General features: G+C 41.3%; 19 protein-coding genes. 14 read left to right on the plus strand and 5 right to left on the minus strand.

The annotated features are described in order from the left end of the window. Nucleotides 1-241: 241 nt before the first annotated feature. The 4 genes from rlmB to carA all read right to left on the minus strand — a co-directional run bounded on the left by rlmB (nucleotide 242) and on the right by carA (nucleotide 3,269). The gene (rlmB, locus tag M595_RS22750) at nucleotides 242-1,108 is read right to left on the minus strand and encodes a 23S rRNA (guanosine(2251)-2'-O)-methyltransferase RlmB (RefSeq protein ID WP_040484536.1); all 867 of its coding nucleotides are present in this window, start codon (nucleotides 1,106-1,108) and stop codon (nucleotides 242-244) included. Between the two features lie 44 nt (nucleotides 1,109-1,152). Beyond that, nucleotides 1,153-1,545 carry a Mini-ribonuclease 3 gene (locus M595_RS22755; protein WP_023068868.1) on the minus strand — a complete coding sequence of 131 codons (393 nt, stop codon included), beginning with the start codon at nucleotides 1,543-1,545 and terminating at the stop codon, nucleotides 1,153-1,155. Nucleotides 1,546-1,637: 92 nt separating this feature from the next. Beyond that, nucleotides 1,638-1,985, minus strand: coding sequence for an STAS domain-containing protein (locus M595_RS22760; protein WP_009784838.1), 348 nt, complete (start codon nucleotides 1,983-1,985; stop codon nucleotides 1,638-1,640). A gap of 132 nt (nucleotides 1,986-2,117) precedes the next feature. Further along, entirely contained in the window at nucleotides 2,118-3,269 is a 1,152-nt protein-coding gene (gene carA / locus M595_RS22765; protein WP_023068852.1) for a glutamine-hydrolyzing carbamoyl-phosphate synthase small subunit, read from the minus strand. 340 nt (nucleotides 3,270-3,609) lie between these two features. Here carA and M595_RS22770 point away from each other — a divergent pair, with 340 nt between their 5' ends. The 4 genes from M595_RS22770 (at nucleotide 3,610) to ppk1 (ending at nucleotide 7,949) form a co-directional block, all read left to right on the plus strand. Further along, a complete protein-coding gene (locus tag M595_RS22770; RefSeq protein WP_023068860.1) occupies nucleotides 3,610-4,242 on the plus strand; it encodes a retropepsin-like aspartic protease family protein in 633 nt (210 codons plus the stop codon). 54 nt (nucleotides 4,243-4,296) lie between these two features. Then, the gene (locus M595_RS22775) at nucleotides 4,297-4,908 is read left to right on the plus strand and encodes a hypothetical protein (protein WP_023068849.1); all 612 of its coding nucleotides are present in this window, start codon (nucleotides 4,297-4,299) and stop codon (nucleotides 4,906-4,908) included. 126 nt (nucleotides 4,909-5,034) lie between these two features. Then, the gene (locus tag M595_RS22780) at nucleotides 5,035-5,550 is read left to right on the plus strand and encodes a hypothetical protein (RefSeq protein WP_023068866.1); all 516 of its coding nucleotides are present in this window, start codon (nucleotides 5,035-5,037) and stop codon (nucleotides 5,548-5,550) included. A 245-nt stretch (nucleotides 5,551-5,795) separates the two neighbouring features. After that, on the plus strand, nucleotides 5,796-7,949 hold the full coding sequence (ppk1, locus tag M595_RS22785) for a polyphosphate kinase 1 (RefSeq protein WP_023068867.1): 2,154 nt from the start codon (nucleotides 5,796-5,798) through the stop codon (nucleotides 7,947-7,949). Between the two features lie 160 nt (nucleotides 7,950-8,109). On the opposite strand, the gene M595_RS22790 is transcribed toward ppk1, so the two are convergent. After that, nucleotides 8,110-8,859 (minus strand): PEP-CTERM sorting domain-containing protein, encoded by a 750-nt coding sequence (locus M595_RS22790; RefSeq protein ID WP_023068859.1) that lies wholly within the window; start codon nucleotides 8,857-8,859, stop codon nucleotides 8,110-8,112. Nucleotides 8,860-9,611: 752 nt separating this feature from the next. Here M595_RS22790 and rpsB point away from each other — a divergent pair. From rpsB to M595_RS22840, 10 genes are all read left to right on the plus strand, one after another. Continuing rightward, nucleotides 9,612-10,463, plus strand: coding sequence for a 30S ribosomal protein S2 (rpsB, locus tag M595_RS22795; protein ID WP_023068865.1), 852 nt, complete (start codon nucleotides 9,612-9,614; stop codon nucleotides 10,461-10,463). Between the two features lie 194 nt (nucleotides 10,464-10,657). Further along, nucleotides 10,658-11,287: a translation elongation factor Ts gene (tsf, locus tag M595_RS22800; protein ID WP_023068850.1), complete on the plus strand. Its 630-nt coding sequence runs from the start codon at nucleotides 10,658-10,660 to the stop codon at nucleotides 11,285-11,287. Nucleotides 11,288-11,510: 223 nt separating this feature from the next. Then, the gene (locus M595_RS22805; protein WP_023068854.1) at nucleotides 11,511-12,422 is read left to right on the plus strand and encodes a hypothetical protein; all 912 of its coding nucleotides are present in this window, start codon (nucleotides 11,511-11,513) and stop codon (nucleotides 12,420-12,422) included. 287 nt (nucleotides 12,423-12,709) lie between these two features. Continuing rightward, nucleotides 12,710-15,199 carry an ATP-dependent DNA helicase RecG gene (gene recG, locus M595_RS22810; RefSeq protein ID WP_023068855.1) on the plus strand — a complete coding sequence of 830 codons (2,490 nt, stop codon included), beginning with the start codon at nucleotides 12,710-12,712 and terminating at the stop codon, nucleotides 15,197-15,199. Nucleotides 15,200-15,528: 329 nt separating this feature from the next. Next, nucleotides 15,529-16,560 carry a ligand-gated ion channel gene (locus M595_RS22815; protein WP_023068864.1) on the plus strand — a complete coding sequence of 344 codons (1,032 nt, stop codon included), beginning with the start codon at nucleotides 15,529-15,531 and terminating at the stop codon, nucleotides 16,558-16,560. Nucleotides 16,561-16,663: 103 nt separating this feature from the next. Beyond that, a complete protein-coding gene (gene surE / locus M595_RS22820) occupies nucleotides 16,664-17,341 on the plus strand; it encodes a 5'/3'-nucleotidase SurE (protein ID WP_023068857.1) in 678 nt (225 codons plus the stop codon). 631 nt (nucleotides 17,342-17,972) lie between these two features. Continuing rightward, on the plus strand, nucleotides 17,973-18,692 hold the full coding sequence (locus M595_RS22825) for a biliverdin-producing heme oxygenase (RefSeq protein WP_023068858.1): 720 nt from the start codon (nucleotides 17,973-17,975) through the stop codon (nucleotides 18,690-18,692). Between the two features lie 416 nt (nucleotides 18,693-19,108). Next, entirely contained in the window at nucleotides 19,109-23,680 is a 4,572-nt protein-coding gene (locus M595_RS22830) for a PAS domain S-box protein (protein ID WP_052001868.1), read from the plus strand. A 93-nt stretch (nucleotides 23,681-23,773) separates the two neighbouring features. Next, nucleotides 23,774-24,865 (plus strand): ATP-binding response regulator, encoded by a 1,092-nt coding sequence (locus M595_RS22835; RefSeq protein WP_023068856.1) that lies wholly within the window; start codon nucleotides 23,774-23,776, stop codon nucleotides 24,863-24,865. A gap of 152 nt (nucleotides 24,866-25,017) precedes the next feature. After that, on the plus strand, nucleotides 25,018-26,230 hold a 1,213-nt coding region (locus tag M595_RS22840; protein ID WP_023068861.1), incomplete at its 3' end, for a DNA phosphorothioation-associated putative methyltransferase.

The following is a 26,230-nucleotide window of genomic DNA, read 5'->3' on the forward strand; positions in this document are numbered from 1 at the left end:
GGATCAAGTGGGTAATGATGTTCTCTCAAGTTCTACTAGAATCAGTCTTCACACTTTGTTATACCAGTCTCGCATTTCTTTTTTCAATCATGTCATCGGACTTGCGACACGTTCACCTTTTCTCCACAGACACCCTTCTTCAGTGCCTCATAGAAGCCGATCTTACATCGTTACTTTATCTTAATCTTCTACTCTCAGACAGAGTTGATTTATACGGTTTAATCAAGACGGAGTTGGAGAATTATTGACCAGACCGACGCTGACGATCAATCTCATAGAGTGCCATTCCTGTCGCTACTGAAACGTTCAGGCTAGGGGTCTGTCCGATCAAAGGAATTGACACCAAAATATCACAACTCTGCTCAACTAACCGAGTTAAACCTTGACCTTCACTCCCCACCACTAAAACCACAGGGCCACTAAACTTAACCGTATATAAAGGTTGAGCCGCAGTTGCAGATGTACCATAAATCCAAAAACCAGCTTGTTTGAGTTCTTCGAGAGCGCGATTGAGATTGACAACGCGAGCAACGGGAAACGTTTCTAATGCGCCTGCGGCTACTTTCATCACCGTCGAGGTAATGCCGACAGCCCGACGTTGAGGTAAGATTAGTCCAGAGGTGCCGATCGCACCTAAGTTATGGGGATCAGTTAATCCCTCGGCCATCACAATTACAGGTTCAGAACTTGCCGCTTTAGCCAGATCAATTAACTCTGAGAGTTCCTTATAGGCATAAGGTGAGACTTGAGCAACAATCCCTTGATGATTGGTTCCCGGTGCAATTTGATCGAGACGTTGATTGCTCACCTTATCAATTAGGGTACCATTTGCCTTAGCAGTAGACAACCCTTTTTGAAACCGATGATCGGATTGGAGTTGCGGCACCATCCAAATGCGATTTAGCGATCGCTCATTTTCGAGCGCGGCGAGAACCGTATGACGACCATAAATTAAGTCCGTGTCTGTCTCCTCTTGGTTTGGGGAGTCGAACCCCGATTGAGGCGAAGGAATTTGAGGGGAATGCGATCGCACTGGATTAATTTTCCGCTTTGGTCGATGGCGTTGACCCTGAGAGTTCGGTTGCGGACGTTGGGAATTTTTACTCATTTTTACCATCCCCCTGTTCAGCTTCCACAGGAGCTAATAATCGATTAACTTTCACTATTTAAGTCTAACTGGGCGAATAATTGAGACAAACGTTCGGGATCAGTTAAGTAGAGATATCCCACTAAAGTCTCTAAACTGGTTGCGAGTTGATAGGTTTGCTGATCAATCCGTTTTGGGCCTTTAACCGCCGCATTTCGTCCCCGACGAACGACCTCTAATTCTGCTGTTGAGAGATAGGGTTCAAGCGATCGCAAATGACGGGCTTGAGTCTCTGCTCTCACCTGAGAGACAACAAGCTGGTGATAAAGTTGCGATCGCTTTGGAGGGATCAGATAAAAGTGACGGATGTACAACTCATAAACCGCATCTCCCAGATAAGCCCAAGATGCCGGAGACAGTTGTTGAACTTGTTCAGGTTTGATCGGGGAATGGTCCATTAGCTCCCATAAAACATCAGCCAGACAGCAAGCTGGCCGATCTTTAAGTCTTTTGTTCGATATAGACAGCGCTCTCGGTTCACTATGAGGATTTATTTATCTATATTCTCGACCGCAGCTTCCACTGAAGACTGCAAGGAGAGAAACTTTTCCAAGCGAACTAGCTTGACGGTCTGGGTAACACGAGGATTGGTTACAATCTGTAACGTTCCACCTTCGGTCTGAGCCTTCTTGACAAGCTGTACAAGTGCGCCTAGCCCAGAGCTATCTACAAAATCGATTTGAGACAAGTCCAATACGATGTTTGTCGGTCCACCTTCGATACACTTACTCACAACCTTTCGGAATGTTGCTTCTGAAAAAGCATCGAGTAAGCCCGTCAGACGGAACAACTGATATTTATCTTTGACATCGCGATTGCCCCTTAGGCTTACGGTCAAGTTTAATTGCTCAGGAATAGCACCCTCCTAACTCAAGTAGTGCGTACATTGCCGATCCAGTATAGTTTGTTTTTGTCAAATTGTCTAGCATTTGGCTGGACTCAATCTTCGCGTGCGCCCGTCCCGCGCAAGTTACTGACTTTTCGACTTTTCCATCTGTTGAACAAACTGTTCAAACAAATAATCTGCATCATGTGGGCCAGGACTCGCTTCCGGGTGATATTGAACCGAGAAAAAGGGCAAATTATTGTGCTTCAATCCCGCAACCGTGCGATCATTGAGATTAAGATGAGTAATTTCTATCCCATCAGCCAAACTATCCGGGTTAATCGCAAATCCGTGATTTTGGCTGGTAATTTCCACCTGTCGTTGTAAGCCAGCAGGCTGGTTTAACCCTCGATGACCGAACTTGAGCTTAAACGTTTCCGCTCCCATAGACAAGCCTAAAATTTGATGGCCCATACAGATCCCAAACACAGGCTTACTAGACTTGAGCAGTTCGCGAGTCGTGGTAATTCCCTCAGTCACCGTCGCCGGATCTCCCGGGCCATTAGAGAGAAAAATCCCATCTGGATTGTACTTGAGAATCTCCTCAGCGCTGGTATCAGCCGGAACCACAACCACCCGACATCCATAACTGGCTAAACGGCGCAAAATATTGCGTTTAATCCCAAAATCAATCGCCACCACCGTATAACGAGGTTCTACAGCCTCCCCGGAAGACAACGAAGGACTAAACTCCCAAATCCGATCTGTGGCTTGCGACCATTCATACATGGTCTTGGTGGTTACTTCTTTGACCAAATTCAACCCCGCCATACTGGGTGCTTGTTCCACCTGACTTCGTAATTCAGCCGGATCAAGAATTTCAGTAGAAATCGCCCCATTCATCGCCCCAACCGTGCGAATTTTGCGGGTTAGAGCGCGAGTATCAATCCCATAAATTCCTGGAATCTGGTGTTGTTTGAGGTAGTCAGACAAAGATTGAGTCGAACGCCAGTTACTCGGACGAGTACAAATATTACGAGCAATCGCCCCCCGAACTTGAGGACGCTGGGATTCTTCATCTTCGGGGTTCACCCCTGTATTTCCCAACTCCGGGTAAGTAAACGTCACGATTTGTCCCAAATAACTCGGATCAGTCAAGACTTCCTGATACCCAGTCATCCCGGTATTAAACACAACTTCTCCGACAATAGTTCCAGACGCACCAAAAGACCAACCTCGATAGGTGGTGCCGTCGGCGAGAACGAGTAAGGCGCTTTGAGCAGAAACAAGCGACATGGAGTTTTCGACCTACAACTGAAATGATCATTGTTGATTATCCCAAACCTTTCAGCGCATAAATGTGTTCTTACTGATAGTTTGTCATGATTATTTCAGCTCCGCTTGATTCGGGTTCAGATCTGATCACCCAAAGTTATGATCTTCTCAAGTCACGCTATACCAATGCCTCAACCCTGTTGATAAAATAGAGATGAACCCTCAATTGGGAGTCTTGTGATCGGCTGACGGGTTGTTTTCTCATCGCTACATTTGCCGAATCAGCTTCTAACGCCCTTTATCCTTTCTTCAGAATTTCACAATTTCAGTTTTGTAGAGTTTAAAAACAGTTGAGGTCAGCATGATGAATAAAAACTTAACATTCTCAATTTCTAGCTTTCAAGTCCTCCAGAGTGATCAATCCTTGCAACCTATCCGATGGCTAACGATCTTAGCCTTAATGAGCGGATTTCTGGTTGTCCCTGAAGTCCGGGCGAGCGCTCAAGAACTTCCCGGTTGTTTTCTCAAAAATCAAGCGGGAAACTATGTTCGTCTCAATAATATCTGCATTTTTCCAGACTCCACGTTTGATCCGAATGCGACTGCGAGTGCGAGTGGTACACCCGGAGTCTATAGCGCCCAAATTATCCGTCGTCAAGGGGGAATTCCGGTGATTCAAGTCGTTTTTAATGAAAATCAAACTTTTGAGATGTTAGTCGATACAGGTGCGAGTGGGACGGCGATCACCCCGGTTATGGCTGAACTTCTCGGAGTGATTCCCACTGCCAAAGCTACAGCAGATACACCCAGTCAGAAAAATGCTGAATTTGATATCGGTTTAGTTGAGTCTGTTAGCGTTGGTGGTGCAACAATGCCCAATCTTCCTGTAGCGATCGCCCCGGCTTTGGATCTGGGACTTCTCGGCCAGGATTTCTTTGGCCGCTACGATGTCACAATTAAAAAAGATGTGATCGAATTTAGGGAACGCAGTTGAACGTTGCTATCATCTAAAAGATAAGTCAGCTTTGCAATGAATTGGGGTTCGTGAATGCTTACAGAAATTGTTCGTCCACTGGTTCGCACACAGATTCGTCTGTTAGCCAACTCCAACAGCACTCGCCAAACCCTCGTTCAAACCATTAGCCGATGGTTAGGTTATTTGGGTGTAGAAGCAATTGTCAATCAACTTGAGAGCAATTGCGATCAAATTCAGGTGACTTTACAAGTCAAAAAACCACAAACTTGCGATTCGACAGACTGGCAAAAGATTATCGATAATATTGGCAATGAGGCAAATCTTCCCTCAACTCCTTCTAACTCGGGCTTAACTTACGATCAAATTTCGCCTAAACAACAGGTTAAATTACAACGTTTGCTAGCTTATATGATTCAAGTCGAGCAACCTGAGTCTGAAACGGATTGGGATCGGGTGTTACCCATTATCGAAAATCTAGAGTTAGAGCCTGAGTTAATTGTGGGAATTCGATCGGCTTTAAGAATTCCTCAATCTTTGGATCTTTTAGTCGAAGAATTAGAACCTGATGTCGCGGCGATCGCCCTGGAAAAAGCAGTAGCTATTGCTTTATTGGATCGTCGAGTGAACCCCGAAGAAGATCGGGCTTTAAGTCTTTTATTAGAAGCAATGAAGCGTTCTGTCTAAGCCGGTTCTATTAGGGTATCAATAACAGTTAACTATCATTTACTTCTGCTGAATTTTTGCGCTCAGAAGTTCATCTTTATTCTGTCGAGAATGTGATCACTGCCCAAGTTCAAATCCTAAAATACAATGATTTCTGACGCCTCCAATTCATCAGAATCCAACTCTGAAGAAGATGAAGACATAAAGCGCGATATTCTCAGAGGTCGGGAGTTTACACTGGCTGATGTCATTAGACAAGAAGGAGGTTCTTTTATGAAAGGAGAATCTCCAGTTCCTAAACTTGTGCAAGTCAAAACTGAAATCAATAATTTTATTAACTCCAATTTGTCCGATAATTCCGGGGCATTACTGGTGATTTTATCTCGTTGGGTTGATCAAGATATAGTCCGAGTCAGTCACCATCTAAATCATCCATTACAGGCTTTATTGGGGCTACTGAAATCAATCGTAGAGAATCCCCCGATCCTCTATGAGCTAGTCCGTCAGGTCGATATGCAGTGGGGACAGATGAATAATGAACGGCCTCACTTTCAGCGTCCTGGACAGTTACCTGATCCGAATGATGAATACACTCACGAATCAGTTGATCACCAGCTTTGTGAACTGATTTGTTGCCTCAAATCTGAGCTTGATCAAGAGTAACAAAACATCATCACAACTACTCATCTCAATTTTAATAATTTATAATTTATCATTCATTATTTTGCGATTTAAAGAAACACAGATTCATCTCAAAAGAAAAAGTTTAACATTTTGTTAACGACTGATTTCCCTGGCAGTGCTAAACTTCTCATCATTACCAGAAGACTGGACTTTTTTCACAAGACATCTGCAATGACAGTGACAAATTGCAGCCACGATACGAAAACCTCCTGACGCTTAAGACTATGGCAAAAACAGAAAAAACCGAAACCAAAGCATCTGACAAAATCAATTTAAGTAATCCCGAATACTACTTTAATCGAGAATTAAGTTGGCTAGAATTTAACCGTCGAGTATTAGCAGAAGCCCTAGACTCTCGTACCCCTCGGATTGAACGTCTAAAATTTTTAGCCATTTATAGCTCTAACCTCGATGAATTCTTCATGGTGCGGGTAGCAGGTTTGAAGCGACAAAAAGAAGCTCAAGTTAACAAGTTAACCCCCGACGGTCGTACCCCACAACAGCAGCTCAACGAAATACATCAAAAGCTGCTGCCAATGGTGTCTGAACAACACAAATATTTTGAGAATACCCTCAAACCGGAATTGGTTAAGTTTGGTGTTCATATCCTGAACTATATTGATCTCAACCAAGAACAACGAAGCTACCTACAACACTATTTCGAGGAACAAATTTTTCCGGTTCTCACCCCGTTAGCTATTGATCGCAGTCATCCCTTTCCCTACATCTCCAACCTCAGTCTCAACTTAGCGGTTGTTCTCAAAAACCCAGAAACCAAAGAAGACTTACTCGCTCGCGTCAAAGTCCCTAAACTACTCCCTCGGTTTGTTTCCCTTCCCGAAAACCTACGCATCCAGAAAAACGAACAGCCGAGTGTTTGGACAGGAGTTCCCCTCGAACAAGTAATCGCCCATAACCTCGAATCTTTATTTCCGGGAATGGATATCCTAGAATATCATCCTTTCCGCATTACCCGTGATGCTGACTTATCGGTTCAGGAAGACGAAGGGGATGACTTACTGTTAGTCATTGAGCAAGAACTTCGCAAGCGTCGTGTCGGGGGTTCCGTGGTTCGTATGGAAATTAACCCCACGATGCCCTCCTCAATTAAAGAAATGCTCTATGAGGAGATGGAGTTAGAACCTGAAGATATTTACACCGTTGAGGGAGTGTTGGGTTTAAAGGATCTAATGTCATTTATGGCACTCCCTTTACCCGAATTAAAAGACAAATCTTGGCATTCAGTTTCACCTCGGTGGGTGCAACAAAGTGAAGATGTTTTTGATTCGTCTAATAATGGCGAAGCGGCGAAAGACCTTTTTGCGACCATTCGCGCTAAAGATGTATTTGTACATCATCCCTACCAATCTTTTTCCGGTACTGTTCAACGCTTTATCGAACAAGCTGCTTATGATCCCGACGTACTGGCGATCAAAATGACGCTGTACCGCACTTCTGGAGATTCCCCGATTGTTAACGCTTTGATTACAGCCGCTGAAAATGGCAAACAAGTCGCCGCATTAGTCGAACTCAAAGCCCGCTTTGACGAGGAAAATAACATTCAATGGGCGCGTAAGCTTGAAAGTAGTGGCGTTCATGTCGTTTATGGGGTTGTGGGACTCAAAACCCATACAAAAGTGGTGATGGTGGTTCGTCAAGAAGAAGGTAAAATTCGCCGCTATGTTCACATTGGCACGGGGAACTATAACCCCAAAACTGCAAAACTTTATACGGATATTGGTATTTTCACTTGTCGTCAAGATTTAGGGGCGGATCTCACGGATTTATTTAATTTCCTGACTGGACATTCTCGACAACAATCTTACCGAAAATTATTGATTGCTCCGGTGAATATGCGCGATCGCTTTTTGACGTTTATTCGTCGGGAAATCGAACAGGCAAAACGGGGAGAAACAGGTCGTATTGTCGCGAAGATGAATTCTTTAGTTGATCGGACGATTATTTCAACTTTGTACGAAGCCTCTCGCGCTGGGGTGACAATTGATTTAATTGTTCGGGGAATCTGCTGTATACGTCCAGGTTTGAAGGGAATTAGTGACAATATCAAAGTGATTAGTATTGTCGGACGTTTTCTCGAACATTCTCGGATTTTTTACTTTTATAATGGGGGTCAAGAGGAGGTGTATATTGGATCAGCAGATTGGATGCCTCGAAATTTAGATCGACGGGTAGAAGCGGTGACTCCTGTAGAAGATCCAGAAATTGCTAAAGATTTACAAGAAATTTTGGGAACTCTGCTTTGTGATAATCGTCAAGCTTGGGATTTGCAATCAGATGGTCAATATATCCGGCGTAGTTCATCAGATAAAGAGTTGAGCGCTCACGAAATTCTCATGGAAACCGCAATTAAGAGTTAAGAATGGGGAAGATTTGCCCTGTCTCCGATGAGGTGGGGCTGGATTTTTGTTCTTTTTGATCAATCTAAACAATAAAAATAAATAACCCCCACTTTAGATCATTAAAGATGGAGGTTAATTTAATTATTCGTGATGTTGATTGGAGTGTGTTCGCTCAAATTTAGGACTTATTAGCGTTCTTGCGACGGCTCATTCCAAAAGCAGCACTAACACCCATCAAAGCTGCAATTGTGGAGGGTTCAGGAACACTTGCCGCAGGAGTACCGAGTTTAACCGCAAATACAGCATCGTTGTAATCCCAGTCACTGGTGCTAGTATTATTGTCTTCAAGACCAATAATCATCCAATCTTCAAATCCAGCCAGAGTGTAACCTTTGAATTGTGTCGGTGCGCTGCTGAGACTGAATCCAAAACTTGCATCGTTGCTTCTTCCTAGTGCAAAATCTAGAGTGCTTCCGGCTTCAAATGCACCTAAAGATAAGGTTGAACCGATATCTAAGCCGGCTTCATCATTAAAGTTTTTATTAAAACTACCGACTTTCCAAATATTGTTGGGATCTTTCTTGTCGAGTATATCATCTTTGTAGGCAAAAATATTAGACCATTTATCATTACTATCACCTGAACTGACTGAGAAGTCTAAAACGTTCTTTGTGCTTCCGGCAGCTTCACCTAAAAATACAGCTTCTAGATTGGCGTTGCTTTGGTTAACGGTTAAAGGCCCTGTGAGGTCAAATTCCTTAAGATTTACACCATCAGACTGAATTTTCATACGGTCTTGAGTGGGTGCAAACTGATAAAAAGCGTCCATTAAGTCATCGATTTCTCCAGCTTGAGCGGGTGCTGTTGCTGCAACTACGGTTGTGAGAGTTGTCAGACTTGTTAATAGAGCAAATAGTTTAGTTTTCATGGGGGGTGACTCCTGATTGAATTTAAAAACTTGAGTATTTTGGGTTTGTGTGAAACTTTTCTTATCTGTATATATCTTAGCTACGATAGACCTTTTTGGAAATAATTTTAGCTCTTTTTTACTGAGTCTTTACATTATTCAAGCTATCGTTAAGATCTAGATATAATGGGACTTGCACAAGACTATAATACTGAAGTAGGTTAGCTTTTGATGTGATGTCAATCACTTTTATTAACGAGTTTTATTTGACAAAAAAATATTTTAATTATCAGAGTTTACACGTACTTTTTTGTTTGAGTTGTTTGATTTGTTTTGAGTTCTCAGTAATTCTACGGATGTTCGTTATGAATTAAATTAAATATTAGAATTAGAGACTCAGTAAAATCTCTGAGTTAGTGCAGAAAAAGTTGTGCTACTTAGGAAGGTTGACTGACGAGTGAATATCGATTGATACTCTGCCAGTCCAACTTAAAAACAAAATCAAAGTCAAATTGGGGAAACGAGGTGTAGATACCGGAGGTCATACCCATTCCGCCACAAGTCCTTCATCCCCTTGTGTCAACTCAAGGCGATTTTAGCTCTGTATATACTCTGCTCTGGCTTGCTAGATTAAAGTAAAAAAGCTCTAGATTTTGCTATAATCGAGAGGTTGTCTAAAATTCGCACATCCAGGGTTTCGGGTGTTTCTGAGCAATGAGCTTCAGAAATCAACCCCCGGATGGAGGATTAACCCGAAAGGAGTTAAATAAATAATGCCTGTTATTAGTCTCGCAGAAATGTTAGAGTCTGGAGTTCACTTCGGACATCAGACTCGCCGTTGGAATCCTAAAATGGCTCCTTACATCTATACAGAGCGTAACGGAGTTCATATCATTGACTTGCTACAAACGGCTCAACTGATGGAGGAAGCTTACGAATATATCAGAAGTTCCTCTGAACAAGGAAAGAAATTTCTATTCGTCGGCACCAAACGTCAAGCGGCGGGGATTATCGCCCAAGAAGCCCAGCGCTGTGGGGGATATTACGTGAACCAACGGTGGTTAGGGGGAATGCTGACCAACTGGACGACCATCAAAACTCGGGTAGACCGACTCAAGGAACTCGAATATCGTCAAGATAGTGGTCAACTCGATTATCTTCCCAAAAAAGAAGCGTCCATGCTCCGACGGGAACTTGAGAAGCTGCAAAAATATTTGGGTGGTATTAAGTTAATGCGTCGAATTCCTGATGCGGTGGTGATGATTGACCAACGACGGGAACATAACGCGGTGATGGAATGTCGCAAGTTGGGAATTCCGATTATTGCGATGTTGGATACCAACTGTGATCCAGATTTAGCTGATATTCACATTCCTGCTAATGATGACGCAATTCGGGCGATTAAGTTAATCGTTGGTAAGTTCGCTGATGCCATTTATGAAGGACGTCACGGCGAGTTAGAGACGGATAACGATTTTGCAGAAGAATTTGATGAAGACTACGAAGGTGCAGAAGAAGACTTCCAGGAAGAAGAAGTCAGTGGCGAGTCTAGCGACGAAGCTGAAAAAACTGAGGAAAAAAGCACCGATTCAGACTCATCAGACTCATCAGACTCAGAGGAGTAAAATCAACTGAGATTCTGAACTGACTTCAAATCAGCACAAAGGGCGCATCAGTCCATTCAAGCCAATTTTTTTGGGGCTTGCGCCCTTGACCTTGAGAATGTGGGCAGCAATTTGTTAAAATTTTCTAACAGATGTCTCTAGAATAGATGTCTCAGGGCGACTAAAAAAATTCAAGAGAAGGAACTGAGGAAAAGATGGCCGAAATATCAGCGAAAGTAGTCAAAGAACTGCGCGACAAAACAGGCGCAGGTATGATGAAATGCAAAGAAGCACTCAAAGAAGCAAATGGCGATATGAACAAAGCCATTGAGTGGCTGCGACAAAAGGGCATTGCTAAAGCTGGTAAGATGGAGGGTCGCAAGGCAAGTGAAGGACTCGTTGGCAGCTACATTCACACTGGGGGTCGTGTTGGAGTCCTAGTCGAAATTAACTGCGAGACTGACTTTGTTGCTCGTCGTGAGGAGTTCCAGGCCCTCGTGCGAAATATCGCCATGCAAATTGCGGCTTGTCCGAATGTGGAATATGTCAGTTTAGAAGATATTCCTAGCGAGATCGCAGAAAGGGAAAAATCCATTGAGATGAAGCGCGATGATCTCGCGGGAAAGCCTGATAATGTTAAAGAAAAAATCGTTCAAGGGCGGATTGATAAGCGTCTAAAAGAATTGACGTTGATGGATCAACCCTATATTCGCGATCAAAATATTACGGTCGAAGAATTAGTTAAACAAACGATTGCCCTTCTCGGAGAAAATATGAAGGTGCGTCGCTTTTCTCGCTTTGTTTTAGGTGAAGGGATTGAAAGCGAGGAAGAATCTGCTGAATAAGCACTGTTTTCTTGACCCAACTATGGATGTAGTGCCGTTTGTTTAGTCCCGATCACGATTTGAATTGGACTGGATTGGGGCTAAACAAGTTAATTATTTTGAGTTGAAAGTTAGAGATTTTTCTAATTTTTTTGGCTGTATAACTCACTTCTAGAACTTCCCCCTGACTTCACTATTTCCCTTTTTTATTAACACTTTTCTCTTTTAATTTTAATCGCTAGAAATGACAGGATCGCTTAAAGGCATAGAGGAGGATATTGCTTCTTTAGAAGAGGCTATCTTTAAATTAGCGCAGGAGTTTGATGGTGCTTATGAGAATTATCTCACCACTTTGGGAAACGCGATGCGCCAACAGTTAATTCTGGCGAATTATCATTTATGTACTCAGGGTTATCCTGAATATTTTCTGAAGCTTTCCTATTCACAACGACAGAAATTTCAACAGAGTTTGCAAGGTCTAGCCGCAAATGCTCAAAAAATGTTGATTTCTCTGATTAAAATTTCTCCTGCCTCTCAAGCTTTAGAAGAAAAAGAACCCGAACCTGAAGAACCTGAACTCCAAGATGATGCTCAGAATAATGATGACTTGTTACAAGCTTTAACCTCAGAAGATGAATCGCTAGAACTCTCTGCGGATTTGCTTTTGCAACCACCAACTCCGAAGGTTCTGAGTCTTCCCGAACGATTAGCGAAATGGCAAGATGATCTCGAACAGTCAATTAATACGCTTTTGAGAACGCTATCTCGTGATACCAACTTTGCGCTACAACAAGCCAATATTTTTCCCCACCATCTTCCTGAGGCGGTTTTAGAAGCTGCATCTCAAGCGGAAGCCTCTGCTGAAACGGTTGCGAGTCCGCCTAATTTACTCAATTTGATGATTGAAACTGAAAATTTGGAGGAGGAGGATGAGGGGATTACGAATGTGACTCGTTTGATGGCAGTACATTTGCGTGTGTCTGAGATTGAATTTGCGGATGCCACATTGATGTCTGCACGCCACAAAATTCGTAATCTCTCTGCTCAGTTAAATAAGGTGGGGCGGAATTATCAGAAGAAACAACGAGAACGGGCGGTTTTAGAAGCGGAAGCGGCTTGGCGCTCAAGTTGGTTTGAGGAGAACTCGAAAGACTAAAGCGACAGTAGCTGAAACTGACTGAATTCCAGTGATTGCTAGGATATTGACTTTTTATTCAAGAGTATGTACGAGTGAACCCAGACTAGCTTATAGTATTAATCTTACCGAAAAAATCCTAAATTGTCAAATGAAACGCAATTTTCTTGATTTTCTTGCCTTAAAAACTTCTATACTTTTAGAGTAGAACGGCTTAACCATGCTACCCTAATAAGAACTCATTTTGACATCAAATAACGCTAACAAGAAACGCTAAGATCACTTCTATATTTTACTCAACTGAAACAATGAAGAGTAACCAACCTGACTGGGTACGCCTGCATAAAGCCATTGCTGTTGAAGCCGAAAGAGGATTCAATAATATTCAGGGAAAGCATCATCAATTTCACGAGTTTTTGTACATTAGCTTAAACGAACTTTTAAAGCAAATTCCCACAGAATCCCAACATCGCTGTCAACAAATGGTTGATGCGTTTGGGAACTATTCAGAAAAAACACTACAAGAACGAGAAAACCTTCTTGATGATACGCGGCGATTTTTATTGCAGATGGAGCGTCAGATTAACAATCGTTCAAAAGTCGAAGAAATCACCGCCAAAAGTCAAACTCCTCCCGCATCTATTCCGACAAATTCTCAACTTAAAACTCAACCGATTGTTGATAAATCACCCAACGCTGCTTCTTCTTTAGAACAACCCTTAGCCAAAGTTGTTGGGCCTAGAAATGCTGATCGTTTAGCGAAACTTGGTCTTTATACGGTCTATGATTTATTGTACTATTATCCGCGAGATCATATTGATTATGCGCGTCAAGTTGCAATTCGGGATTTAGTTCCGGGAGAAACAGTAACTTTGGTTGCGAAAGTTAAACGATGTAACTGTTTTAGTAGTCCTCGAAATAAGAAACTAACAATCTTAAATTTAACGTTAACAGACAATACTGGAACCCTCAAAATTAGTCGTTTTTTTGCAGGGCCAAGGTTTAGTAATGCCGGATGGCAAAATAAGCAAAAATACAACTATCCACCCGGTACAATTATTGCGGCTTCGGGGTTAGTGAAAAGCAATAAATATGGGATTACTTTAGATAATCCTGAATTGGAAGTTTTAGACCAAGCGGGCGGTCAAATTGACTCGATGAAAATTGGTCGAGTGGTGCCTGTTTATCCCCTCAGTGAAGGGGTAGGCGCTGACTTAGTGAGAAAAGCTGTTTTATCAGTTTTACCAACCACGAGTCAACTCCAAGATAGTTTACCTCAAGGTTTATTGGATCTCTATCAATTAATCGGGGTACAAGATGCTATTCAAAATATTCATTTTCCCCCAGATAGAGACTGTTTAGCCGCAGCCCGTCGCCGTTTAGTTTTTGATGAATTTTTCTATTTACAATTAGGATTATTACAACAACGTCAATCTCAAAAAAAAGCAACAACTAGCGCGGTTCTTGCTCCAACCGGAAAATTAATTCAACAGTTTGATGAAATTTTACCCTTTGAATTTACAAACGCTCAACAACGAGTGATCAAAGAAATTCTGATTGATTTACAATCTTCTGAACCAATGAATCGATTAGTTCAAGGGGATGTGGGCGCTGGAAAAACGGTTTTAGCTGTTGTGGCAATGTTAGCGGCAATTCAAGCCGGATATCAAGCGGCTTTAATGGCACCGACAGAAGTTTTAGCCGAACAACATTATCGTAAGTTAGTGAGTTGGTTTAATTTAATGCACTTAAGCGTTGAACTGTTAACAGGTTCAACAAAAGCCGCTAAACGTCGCCAAATTCACAAGCAATTAGAAACGGGAGAATTACCTGTTTTGGTGGGAACTCATGCGCTAATTCAAGATACAGTTAAGTTTCATCGATTGGGGTTGGTTGTGATTGATGAACAGCATCGTTTTGGGGTACAGCAACGCGCCAGACTCCAACAAAAAGGGGAATCTCCTCATGTTTTAACCATGACAGCGACTCCAATTCCCCGGACATTAGCGTTAACGTTACATGGGGATTTAGATGTCAGTCAACTGGATGAACTTCCTCCCGGACGTCAACCGATTCAAACGACAATTTTAATGGGGAAACAACGCCAGGAAGCTTATGATTTAATGCGGCGAGAAATTGTGCAGGGAAGACAGGTTTATGTGGTTTTACCGTTGGTGGAAGAATCCGAAAAGTTAGATGTTCGTTCGGCTGTAGAAGAACATCAAAAACTGCAAACTAAAATTTTTCCAGAGTTTCAAATTGGGTTATTACATGGTCGTCTCAGCAGTGCGGAAAAAGATGAAGCGATTAGTCAATTTCGTGATCAAAAAACGCAAATTCTGGTTTCTACGACGGTTGTAGAAGTGGGGGTTGATGTTCCGAATGCAACGGTGATGTTAATTGAAAATGCCGAACGATTTGGTTTATCTCAACTGCATCAATTACGGGGACGAGTCGGACGAGGTGAACACAAATCTTTTTGTCTATTAATGGCTGGAAGTTCGACACCAGAAGCCAAAGAAAGGTTACAAGTTCTTGAACAATCTCAAGATGGTTTTTTTATTGCAGAAATGGATATGCAATTGCGGGGGCCTGGTCAAGTTTTGGGAACTCGTCAGTCGGGATTACCGGATTTTGTGTTGGCGAGTTTGGTTGAAGATCGCGAAGTGTTAGAATTGGCAAGAGATGCGGCGCAAAAAGTGATCGAAAAAGATGACTCGTTGAACCGTTGGCCGTTAATGAAACAGGAGTTAAACCGACGGTTTGAACGAATGTTGGGGGGTTCTATTTTGACTTGACCTATGAACGTTAGATGTGCGACTATTGATGATGTTTTGCTGATTTTATCGTTTATTCAGAAAAAGTCAGAATTTGACTGAAATATTGGTGCTTTTTTGGGTGTAAAACTTGTTTCATATTTCCAGTTAATAACTCATGGTATAGCTTCTCCTCTTGTGCGACTTTTCTGGGGTAGAGAATAACCGATAAATTATTTGTCTGCAAAATGTATCTCAAAGACTTAATTTTTTATGTAAGCAATAGTACAAAGTTATAATCTTTTATTTTGTATAGTTAGAAATAAGATCATCAAGATTTTGAGTCTATAAAAAATTATCTATTGAAATTAATGCAGCTCAAGAATTTAGTCGCCGCTCTCCCCAAAACTTCCACAGTTGCCGCCAACATAACGATTGAAGATGATATTAACCCGGCGAGAGAACTTTTAGTCCGAGAACGCCCTTTCTCGGAGCAAGGTGCAACGGAAATTTCCGTCGGTCTTTATGTGATTGACTTATTTAAGATTGATGAAGCCCGACAAAGCTTTGAAGCGGACTTTTTTATAGAATTTAGATGGAAAGATCCGCATCTCGTTATGAGCCAGTCTCATTGTTCTATTGCTTCCTGTCGTAAAACTTTAGATGAAATTTGGCATCCTGCGGCGCGAATTTTTAACCAGAGAAACCTAACCAAAAATTTTGAAACAACTGTGGTTGCTCCCGATGGAACCGTGGTTTGTGGACAAAGATTTAACGGTTTAGTCTCCTCGCCTTTAAACTTGAAACGCTTTCCCTTTGACGAACAAACCCTAAAAATTCAAATTATGTCGTTTGTGTTTAGTCCCGATGAAGTGCAGTTTCTTGTCAATCATCATCTGACGGGATTAGCCGAAGAAATATCGCTTCCTAACTGGTCTACAAATACTCCCATTGCCCATACTGGTTCTCGTCATATTGCTCAACTCAATCAAAGTTTTGTTTGCTTTGACTATGAACTCCAAGTGAAACGCTACACAGCTTATTATATCACTCGTGTTATTTTACCTTTAATCTTGATTGTTTTGATGTCTTACGCCGTTTTTTGGTTTCCTCCCGGTCAAATTATGCCTCAAGTAACGATTTCAGTTACCGCAATACTGAGCCTGATTACCTATGAATTTACCCTCCAACAAAGTTTACCCCAGGTTCCCTATTTAACCGTTCTTGATAAGTTTGTTATTGGTGCGATGGTGATGGTTTTTCTAGCATTAGTTGAAACCGTCACAACGATTGAATTGGCTGAAGTCAAACTTCAATTTCTAGCACTTGATCTCGATAGCTGGCTGCGATGGCTGTTTCCGGCATTTCTAACGGGGTTAGCTGCGGCTGCATTTTGGCTTTAATTTAGTGAGGATGAAAAAGTTGGGAAAAAGTGCAATATGTAACTTAAAATAATCTGTGTAACGGGTTGTTACTATTTTCTCCATTCACGTACTAAACTTAAAAATGACGATTATACTAACAAATGATGATGGTATTGATGCACCGGGTATTCGAGCATTATCAGAGGCGATTAATCATCAAGGTATTTTTATCGCCCCTCAACAAGAATTATCCGGTTGTGGTCATAAAGTAACGACGAGATCACCGATTGCAGTTGAACGTCGTTCAGATACAGAATACGCCGTTGCGGGTACTCCGGCTGACTGTACTCGCCTGGCGATTACCCATTTATCTCCGCAAATTGATTGGGTGCTTTCGGGTATTAATTCCGGTGGAAACTTAGGTGTAGATGTCTACATTTCTGGAACCGTTGCTGCGGTTAGAGAAGCTGCATTTCATGGAATTCGAGGAATTGCTTTATCGCAGTATAGAAAAGGTGGAAGACCTGTTAATTGGGAACAAACAACACGCTGGAGTCAAACGGTTTTAAAAGATTTACTGAATCGTCCTTTGGAACTGGGAAGTTTTTGGAACGTTAACTTTCCCTATCTTGAACCCGACGCACCCGAACCTGAAATGGTATTTTGTGAACCCTCAACAAAACCTTTACCAATTGACTACAAAGTAGAAGACGAAAATTATTTTTATATGGGGAATTATAGCCAACGTCAGCGCACTCCTGAAACTGATGTTGATGTTTGTTTTGGGGGAAAAATTGCCGTAACTAAAATTCAATTATAAGAGATTATTGTCTGTAGAGACAAGCCAACATTGAATACAATCGCATAAAGTTCTAACGGCGTTACAGGAAATATTCTGCATAGTCTTAAATTCGGTTCTCAAATTGCATGGTTAATTGCTCCCGATGTTCGATCAATTTTAATTTTCCAACCGAACCAACAACCCGGACTTTTTCAAGGAAATGATCACTTGATTCTGTTAGAGGATATTCATCTAGAATTGACGGCTAATCAGGTGTTTGATTGCTTAAAGATGAGTGCCTGAGAATCCTTTAAAGTTTTGCGATCGCCATTCACTCTATTCAAAATAGCACTAATTCATGGCAATATTGAGGAGTTCGCATCTGGAGGCGTAGTAATGATTACCTAATCTCTTGTCGAACCAGTCAAGTTGAGTGCGATCGCGGATCATGCTAAAGTGCAATATTAAGCGGTTTTTTAGCTACACAGAGGAAATTGAAATCAGTTACTCCGCCTCAATTCTCCTGCTAATCGGTAGCCGTTGTGACAAATCTTAACATCATTTCTCAGCAAATCAGTTTAAGGTAACAATTTAGGCGGTGAAATAATCGCTATCTCAGTATAGAGATGTTTGATGTTGAACAAAAGCTTTCGGATATAAGGATTTTAGTATGAGCGTTAATTTAGCAACTCAATTGCGAGAAGGTACGAAAAAATCCCACACCATGGCAGAAAATGTGGGTTTTATCAAATGCTTTTTGAAAGGAACTGTAGAAAAAACCTCCTACAGAACATTAGGAGCAAATTTTTACTTTGTCTATTCGGCAATGGAAGAGGAGATGGAACGTCACCATAACCATCCTATTCTTTCTCGGCTGTATTTTCCCGAACTGAATCGTAAGCAAAGTTTGGAAAAAGACCTATACTACTTCTATGGTTCCAACTGGCGTGAAGAAATCGCTCCTACAGTTGCAGCAAAAGCCTATGTAGCCCGAATTCGAGAAATTTCTAACACCGAACCCGAATTATTAATTGCTCACCTGTACACGCGCTACATGGGCGATCTGTCTGGCGGACAAATTCTCAAAGCGATCGCTCAACGGGGTATGAACCTCTCAGAGGGCGAAGGTATCCAGTTCTACGAATTTAAGGATATTCCTGATGAGAAGGCGTTCAAAGCCAATTATCGCCAGATTATGAATGATTTATCCATCGATCAAGCCACAGCCGATCGGATTGTTGCTGAAGCCAATGCCGCCTTCGGAATGAATATGAAGATGTTCAACGAACTCGAAGGGAATTTGATCAAAGCCATTGGTTTAATGTTGTTTAACACCTTAACTCGCAAACGCGCCACAGGTTCCACTGAACTGGCACCTGCTGCGGAATAATACCTTTTGAAATTGATTTGAAACTGAATTAAGTCTGCCGAAAGGAGAACACTGAATCCTGGGCGCTTAGTGGCTGTAACATCAAGCAGTCATTAAGTTTCCAGGATTTTGCCGTTTAATATCAAAGCATAACGGATCAAAGTGTCGAAAAACTAAGATCCATATTTTCAACACAAAAGACTCAAGACTTTATAAAGTAATGATAAAGCTGCTGACACAATATGAAGCTTTAAATGGAGATCAAGACAACACTAACAAGGGATAAAACGTCCTCACCGATTGAGTTTGACTCAAGATTACATGAGAGTGAAGTAGAATTCCGTATACTCACGGATGAAAGAGAGAGGAAAAATATTCTATAACAGAAGAGGAGGGACTGAACTCCAAATCAATCACAGAAATTGACCACTCAAGCCATGAACAACATTCAAATCACTCAAATTGTTAATCAACGAATTCATCAATCCCTCGACTTAGAAACCCTACTCCAAACCACCGTTGACGAAATTAGACAAATTCTTCGCTGCGATCGCATTTTATTATATCATTTTTTGGCCGATGATTTTCCTAAAAATATTGCCCAATCAGTTAACTTAAAATACAAAAATATCATCTCTTTTAAACCAGAAAAAAACTGTAATTTTTTGTACAAAAAACAATCGACTACTAATATATTTAAAACAGAATTATCAAAAAGTATAATTCAAAATTTAGAAAAAAATCAAGTTAAATCTTATTTATCTATTCCCATTTCTATTGATTTAGACTCCGGCGATCAAAAAACTCAAGAATTCAAAACATGGGGAACTTTAATCGCTCATCAATGCGATCAATTCCGAAACTGGAAACCCGAAGAAATAGAACTCTTAGAACAACTTTCTATTCAACTTTCAATTGCCATCAAAGAAGACCAACTTCGTCAACAAATAAAAACTCTCAATGCTAAACTCGAAGCCCAAACTCAAGCCAGCGATCAAAAACTCCAAGCCCTTCTAAATAACACCTTTCAATGTACAGCAATACTCAGTCCAGAGGGAATATTACTCGATGTTAATCAAACCGCTTTAGACTTTGGAGGTTTGAAACGCGAAGAAACTATCAACCGTCCCTTTTGGGAAATTTACTGGTGGACAATCTCTCCAGAAATACAACAACAATTGCGTGAAAGTATCGCTAAGGCCGCTTCTGGAGAATCAATTTATTATGAAGTTGATGTCAAAATAGTAGGCAATAAAGTCGCAACCACAGACTTTGCTTTACGTCCACTTCGAGATGCAACAGGCGAAGTTATATTATTAATCGCAGAAAGTCGAGATGTTAGCGATCGCATCGAAGCTAAACGCGCCCTTCAAGAAAATCAAATCCTTTTAAGTTCTGTTCTCGATTGTATTCCTCAAGGCGTTTTTTGGAAAGATAAAGAAGGGAATTTTCTCGGCTGTAACTACAAATTTAGTGTGGATGGAGGTTTATCTTCTAGCCAAGAAATCATCGGTAAAACTGACTTTGATATGCCGTGGAAAGAAGAAGCCAAACTCTATCGCGCCGACGATCATCAAGTCATGGCATCTGGAGAAACTAAACTTAATATAGAAGAACCAATGACCAAAGTGGGAAAAATCTCACGGTTGCTAAGAACCCATAAAATGCCCTTGCGAAATCCAGAGGGAGAAATTATCGGAGTCGTCGGTACCTACGAAGATATTACCGAAAATAAAAAAGCAGAAATCACTTTGCGTCAGAGTGAAGCCCGTTATCAGATGTTAGTCGATAACTTCCCCAACGGGGCTGTAATGATGTTTGATCACGACTTACGGTATATCCTAGTTGGGGGTTTTGGACTCGCAGAGGTGGGACTTTCTAAACAAAAAATGGAAGGGAAAACGATTTGGGAAGTCTTACCGAAAGAAACCTGTAAACTGATCGAACCGCTTTATCGTCGGACTTTAGCGGGAGAAGAAATAGTTAGTGAACTTCCCTTTGGCAATCGCCTTTATCTGGTTTATTTTTTACCTATTATCGATCAGGGAAAGGTGCAAGCCGGGGTGGTGTTAACTCAAGATATTACTCAACAGAAACAAGCCGAACAAAAACTGCAACAACTTAACCAAGAACTCGAAGCAAGAGTTCAACAACGCACCGCCGATCTAGAAGCCGAAATTGCCGAACGAACTCGTCTATTAAATATTTTAGAAGCAAGTTTAAATGAAATCTATATCTTTGATGCTGAAACTCTAAAATTTCAATATGCCAACCAAGGTGCTTTGCGAAATCTGGGTTACACCCTCGAACAACTTCAACAGATAACCGCCATTAACCTCAAACCCCAACTGACTCCAGAACAATTTCAAAAATTAATTGATCCCTTATTAAATCATCAACAAAACAAGACCGTTTTTAGAGCAGCCTATCAACGAGCAAATAAAACATTCTATCCGGTGGAAGTTCACTTTCAACTGATCGAACATCAACAAGAACGCTTATTTCTCGCGGTTGCTCTTGATATTACCGAACGTCAACAAACCGAAGATCGTTTACAACTGGTCGAATTTGCCCTCGATAATGCCCAAGAAAGTGTTGTCATTGTCGATCAATCAGGTCAGATTGTTTATGTTAACAAAACCGCTTGTGAAAGTTTGGGCTATTCGAGTACAAAACTCTCCAATCTCAAAATTTGGCAAATTGATCAATCCCTAAACGCTCCGCCCCAGTGGGAAGAGTTTTGCCAACGTCTCAAACACCAAAAATCCCTGTTATTAGAGTCTACTCATCATACCCAAACTGGTGAAGCCATTCCAGTAGAAATTACCCTGACCAAATTAAACTTTCATGGTATCCCCTACTTCTGCGAAATTGCTCGGGATATTCGAGAACGCAAACAGGCAGAAGCCGCTCTCCAAAAACGAGATAATTATCTCACCGCTTTAGTAGAAGTGCAGCGTCAACTGTTGTGTGCTACTTCTCAAAGTGATTTATACAAACTCGTGCTTTCTATCTTAGGTCAAGCGGCGAATGCCAGTCAAGTTTATGTATTTGAGCATTATTACGATGAGTTTCAGCGTCCGTATTTGTATTATATGTCTCACTGGTCGGCTCCAGATGCAACTTCTCGACTTAACCGTTCTGTCCTGCAACAACTTTATGATACCCCTTGTTTTTCGCCCTGGGTTGAACAACTTGCTCAAGGTGAAGCGATTTGTGAGAATTTGAGTGATATGACCCCAGAACAACGTCAAATTCTTGAACCTGTGGGAATCTTTACGGTATTATTATTTCCCCTGATTGTTAAAGGAGAATTTTTTGGATTAATTGGTTTTGATAACGATGAAGATGATCGTCAGTGGGATGAAGCCGAAATCAGTTTATTAGCTGCTGCTGTTAGTGCGATCGCTCTAGCGACTGAACGTCAACTCGCTCAAGAACAACTTAAACGTCAGTTGACTGCCATTGAAGCCGCCAGCGAAGGGATTGCAATTACTAGCCCAATGGGAGACTATCTTTACCTCAATAAAGCCCATTTAGAACTGTTTGGATATACCGAAGCCAACGAACTATTAAACCGTAACTGGAAGACTTTTTATCATCCAGAAGAAGGCGATCGCATTGATCGAGAAATTATCTCTAAACTGATGGAAAAGGGATACTCACGGGGCGAAGCTTTAGCCACTCGTAAAGATGGGAGTACATTTCTACAGGAATTCTCCCTGACTCTGACCAATAGCGGCGAATTTGTCTGTGTTTGTCGGGATATCACTGAACGCAAACGGGCAGAAGTTGAACTGCGTCGGACAAATGCTCAGTTAGAACGAGCAACCCGTCTCAAAGATGAATTTATGGCAAATATGAGCCATGAATTACGAACACCGCTCTATTCAATTTTAGGCTTATCAGAAGTCTTGCAACAGGAAGTCTATGGAGGGCTGAATACCGAACAATTGCGATCGCTATCAACGATTGAACAGAGTGGTCAACATTTACTCGAACTCATCAATGATATCCTCGATTTATCTAAGATAGAATCGGGAAAAATGGAGTTACAGCTTAGATGCGTTAATCTGACTGAACTTTGTCAATCTAGCCTCAGTTTTGTTAAACCCCAAGCCGATCAAAAAAATCTCCAACTTCAGTTCATTGCCACCTCTGTTCCGGTGATTATTAACATCGATGAACTTCGGATTCGTCAAGTCTTAATTAATCTCCTCAGTAACGCGGTAAAATTCACCCCAGATGGTAATCATATTTTACTGCAAATTGAGACAGAACCTCAAAATAATTGTGTACATTTGAGTGTTACTGATACAGGAATTGGTATTGCTTTTGAAGATCAATCGCGTTTATTTGAGCCTTTTGTACAAATTGATAGTAGTCTTTCTCGTCGATATTCGGGTACGGGTTTGGGGTTAGCCTTGGTTCGACAAATTACTCATCTGCACGGGGGAACTGTTTCTCTTGACAGTGAAGTGGGGCGAGGAAGTACCTTTACGGTTTCACTTCCCTGGAATTCTACTGCTGTTCCTGAAACTGTAGATGCGTTACTTTCTACAAACAATAGTCTTAATGAAATGAAAGAAGATTTATTAACAACTGCTAAACCTCAGTTTTCAAACTCATTTTTTGAGGGTTCTCCAACCATTCTCATTGCAGAAAATGATCCAGCAAATGCGGAGACGGTAGCTGATTATTTAGAAACCCGAGGATATCAAATTATTTTTGCTAAAAACGGTATTGAAGCGGTTCAATATGCCCAACAATATCAGCCTCAAATGATTATTCTTGATATTCAAATTCCAGAACTTGATGGAAAAAAAGCCATTCATAAAATCCGTACAAATCCAGAAACGGCTACAATTCCTATTATTGTGTTAACGGCTTTAGTAGGGAGTCAAGAACGTGAACACTGTTTGCAAGCTGGAGCGAATGATTATCTGAGCAAACCCATTAGTTTGAAAATGTTAGCGGATAAAATCAAAGAACTGTTAAACCGGAGATAATCAGTCTGAAGAAAAACATGAAGTTTGAAAGATGAGATTGATTTATTGATCAAAAAGTTTGAGAATTTCTGACTTATTATTTTGCTTTAAAAGATGAACAGTGCAAAAATTTTAATTGTCGATGATGAACCCAATAATTTTGATGTAATTGAAGCTCAATTATTGGAAGAAAAGTATGAATTAAGCTACGCTTCTAGTGGGATAAAAGCCTTACAACGGTTGCCCTTATTTAAACCCGATGTCATCCTTCTAGATGTGATGATGCCAGGCATGGATGGCGTAGAAGTGTGTCAAAAAATAAAGTCAGATCCACAATGGTCTCATATTCCAATTGTTGCAGTAACAGCCCTCAATTCTAAACAAGATATGGCTCGTTGTTTGGAAGGAGGAGCAGATGATTTTATTAGTAAACCTGCCAGTAGTATCGAACTCCGAGCAAGAATTCGTTCAATGCTGCGAATTAAACAACAATATGATACTTTACAACAACAACGGGATACTCTCGCTGATATTCTCAGATTACGGGAAGAAATGTCACACATGATTGTACATGATCTGCGAAATCCGATTGCTTGTATTCTCTTTGCTGGAGAACTTTTAAAAGAAGATTCACTCTCAGAATTAAGCCAAAAAAAAGTTCAACGTATTGTTAATTGTGGATATCGATTACAATCGCTGACCAATGATTTATTAGTCATGGCAAAACTGGAATCTGGAAATTTGATTCTTACTCAAAAAACGATAGATTTTGGTCAATTTTCTGAACAAACTGTTTTTGATTTTGAAACGATAGCGACTCAGAAAAAAATCAGATTGATTTCCGAAGTTCCGTCAACTCAAAAACAAGTAAATCTCGATCCCAACTTATTTCGGCGAGTCCTCGATAACTTACTCTCCAATGCTATTAAGTTCTCTCCCCATAACAGTGTAGTTCGCTTCCGAGTAGAGTATCCTGAACAGGAATCTATTCAAGTCAGAATTTACATTTCCGATCAAGGTCCCGGTGTGAGTAAAGAACTACAAAATGTTATTTTTAAAAAGTATGCAGTGGGAACTGTCGTAGAAGGGATTGAACAAATTGGATTGGGTTTAGCATTTTGTAAGATGATTGTAGAAACTCACGGAGGTCAAATTTTTGTCGAAGATCATCCCCCAAAAGGCGCGACATTTATCCTAGAAATTTAGATCTTTCGGTTTGTCATCGGTGAGAATTCGCGCTCGTTCCCTCTGTGTGATCCCCAGTTTTTGCCAAAACGTTATATTTTTTCTCGTAAAATATTCCATTTGTTGTATACTTAGTTTTAAGATAAATCTCCCTACTATTCTGGGTCAGGCTAATGAGTATCAGTGAGATTGCAGCAACAAAGTCCTTCTCGACGGATTCCCGTCTTGTTTCTGCTCCTGGGACTCAACTCCATGCTTCCCAAATTCGCAACCTCAATGACCTGATCTTCTCTCTGGCTCAACAGGCAACTCCCTTTCAACTTCCCCCTCCAATAATCTCCCTCTCTCAATTCCCTGCATCTCTACAGCAGGAAATCCAAAGCACTTTTGGGAGTTTTGGGCGAGTCTGTGATGTCGTTAATCATCTTTTATTACACCTGAGTCAACCCCACGCGATCGCTTACTATTCTCAACAGAGTCAAATCGGTAAAAAACTCCCCAACGCCCTCTACGTTCATATCAGCGCCATTGATCATCTTGATCCGGCTTTGCGTCTTTACGAGTCTTGGAGTCGGCGAATCTTAGAGAATATCGAAGGGGTAACGATCGTTAAATTTCATACCTATAAACCCGTTGTTTCCTACCTATTCTACCCGGATTTTGACTGTGATCCCCATCCGGCTTTAACGGCGAGTCTGTTAGTCAATCTACAAACCCGTCACCTCAAAACCCACGACTATTGTAATAGCGACAACCCCCCTATTCTCCACCGGAAAGAAACCTTTGTTACCCCTGACTATCCTCATTATGAAAAATTCGCCCGTTTGACGCAAGCCGAAGAAAAACTGGGACTATTGGAGTCTAAACTCAGTTTCTCTGCTGATCACCCATCCATTTATACCTCAGAAAAACGCATCTATCGTACTATTGGAACCCGTGAAGGATGGCAACAATATCTCGCTCGAAAAGGAGTAGAAATTCGGGATCATCGCATCGTTTCGATAGAAGGGGATCAAGAAAATCCATTAGAGTTTGTCCCTATTCCGAAGATAGAACGTCACAAAGCGGCTTTAGTTCGTCGTTCTCTTTCCCGACCTGTGAAGTTAGTTTTAGAAGCGGGTTTATTCTCCGAAAATACGACTTTCTTTGATTATGGATGTGGCTACGGAGGCGACATTGAACGCATCGGGGAAAAAGGGCATGAAAGTTCCGGTTGGGACCCTTATTATTCCCCGGATACCCCTTTAAAAGAAGCGGATATTGTCAACTTGGGTTACATCATTAATGTGATTGAATGTCAACGAGAACGACGCCAATCTTTGGTGAATGCTTGGGAACTAACAGGACAGGTTTTAATTGTTGCTGCCCAGATTTTAATTGATGATC

The sequence above is a fragment of the Lyngbya aestuarii BL J genome (assembly GCF_000478195.2).
Lineage (GTDB): Bacteria > Cyanobacteriota > Cyanobacteriia > Cyanobacteriales > Microcoleaceae > Capilliphycus > Capilliphycus aestuarii.

Excerpts from the sequence above, each read along its gene's own strand:
- rlmB (WP_040484536.1), bottom strand. The coding sequence starts at position 1,108 with ATGAGTAAAAATTCCCAACGTCCGCAACCGAACTCTCAGGGTCAACGC.
- M595_RS22755 (WP_023068868.1), bottom strand. The coding sequence starts at position 1,545 with ATGGACCATTCCCCGATCAAACCTGAACAAGTTCAACAACTGTCTCCG.
- carA (WP_023068852.1), bottom strand. The coding sequence starts at position 3,269 with ATGTCGCTTGTTTCTGCTCAAAGCGCCTTACTCGTTCTCGCCGACGGC.
- M595_RS22770 (WP_023068860.1), top strand. The coding sequence starts at position 3,610 with ATGATGAATAAAAACTTAACATTCTCAATTTCTAGCTTTCAAGTCCTC.
- M595_RS22775 (WP_023068849.1), top strand. The coding sequence starts at position 4,297 with ATGCTTACAGAAATTGTTCGTCCACTGGTTCGCACACAGATTCGTCTG.
- M595_RS22780 (WP_023068866.1), top strand. The coding sequence starts at position 5,035 with ATGATTTCTGACGCCTCCAATTCATCAGAATCCAACTCTGAAGAAGAT.
- ppk1 (WP_023068867.1), top strand. The coding sequence starts at position 5,796 with ATGGCAAAAACAGAAAAAACCGAAACCAAAGCATCTGACAAAATCAAT.
- M595_RS22790 (WP_023068859.1), bottom strand. The coding sequence starts at position 8,859 with ATGAAAACTAAACTATTTGCTCTATTAACAAGTCTGACAACTCTCACA.
- rpsB (WP_023068865.1), top strand. The coding sequence starts at position 9,612 with ATGCCTGTTATTAGTCTCGCAGAAATGTTAGAGTCTGGAGTTCACTTC.
- tsf (WP_023068850.1), top strand. The coding sequence starts at position 10,658 with ATGGCCGAAATATCAGCGAAAGTAGTCAAAGAACTGCGCGACAAAACA.
- M595_RS22805 (WP_023068854.1), top strand. The coding sequence starts at position 11,511 with ATGACAGGATCGCTTAAAGGCATAGAGGAGGATATTGCTTCTTTAGAA.
- recG (WP_023068855.1), top strand. The coding sequence starts at position 12,710 with ATGAAGAGTAACCAACCTGACTGGGTACGCCTGCATAAAGCCATTGCT.
- M595_RS22815 (WP_023068864.1), top strand. The coding sequence starts at position 15,529 with ATGCAGCTCAAGAATTTAGTCGCCGCTCTCCCCAAAACTTCCACAGTT.
- surE (WP_023068857.1), top strand. The coding sequence starts at position 16,664 with ATGACGATTATACTAACAAATGATGATGGTATTGATGCACCGGGTATT.
- M595_RS22825 (WP_023068858.1), top strand. The coding sequence starts at position 17,973 with ATGAGCGTTAATTTAGCAACTCAATTGCGAGAAGGTACGAAAAAATCC.
- M595_RS22830 (WP_052001868.1), top strand. The coding sequence starts at position 19,109 with ATGAACAACATTCAAATCACTCAAATTGTTAATCAACGAATTCATCAA.
- M595_RS22835 (WP_023068856.1), top strand. The coding sequence starts at position 23,774 with ATGAACAGTGCAAAAATTTTAATTGTCGATGATGAACCCAATAATTTT.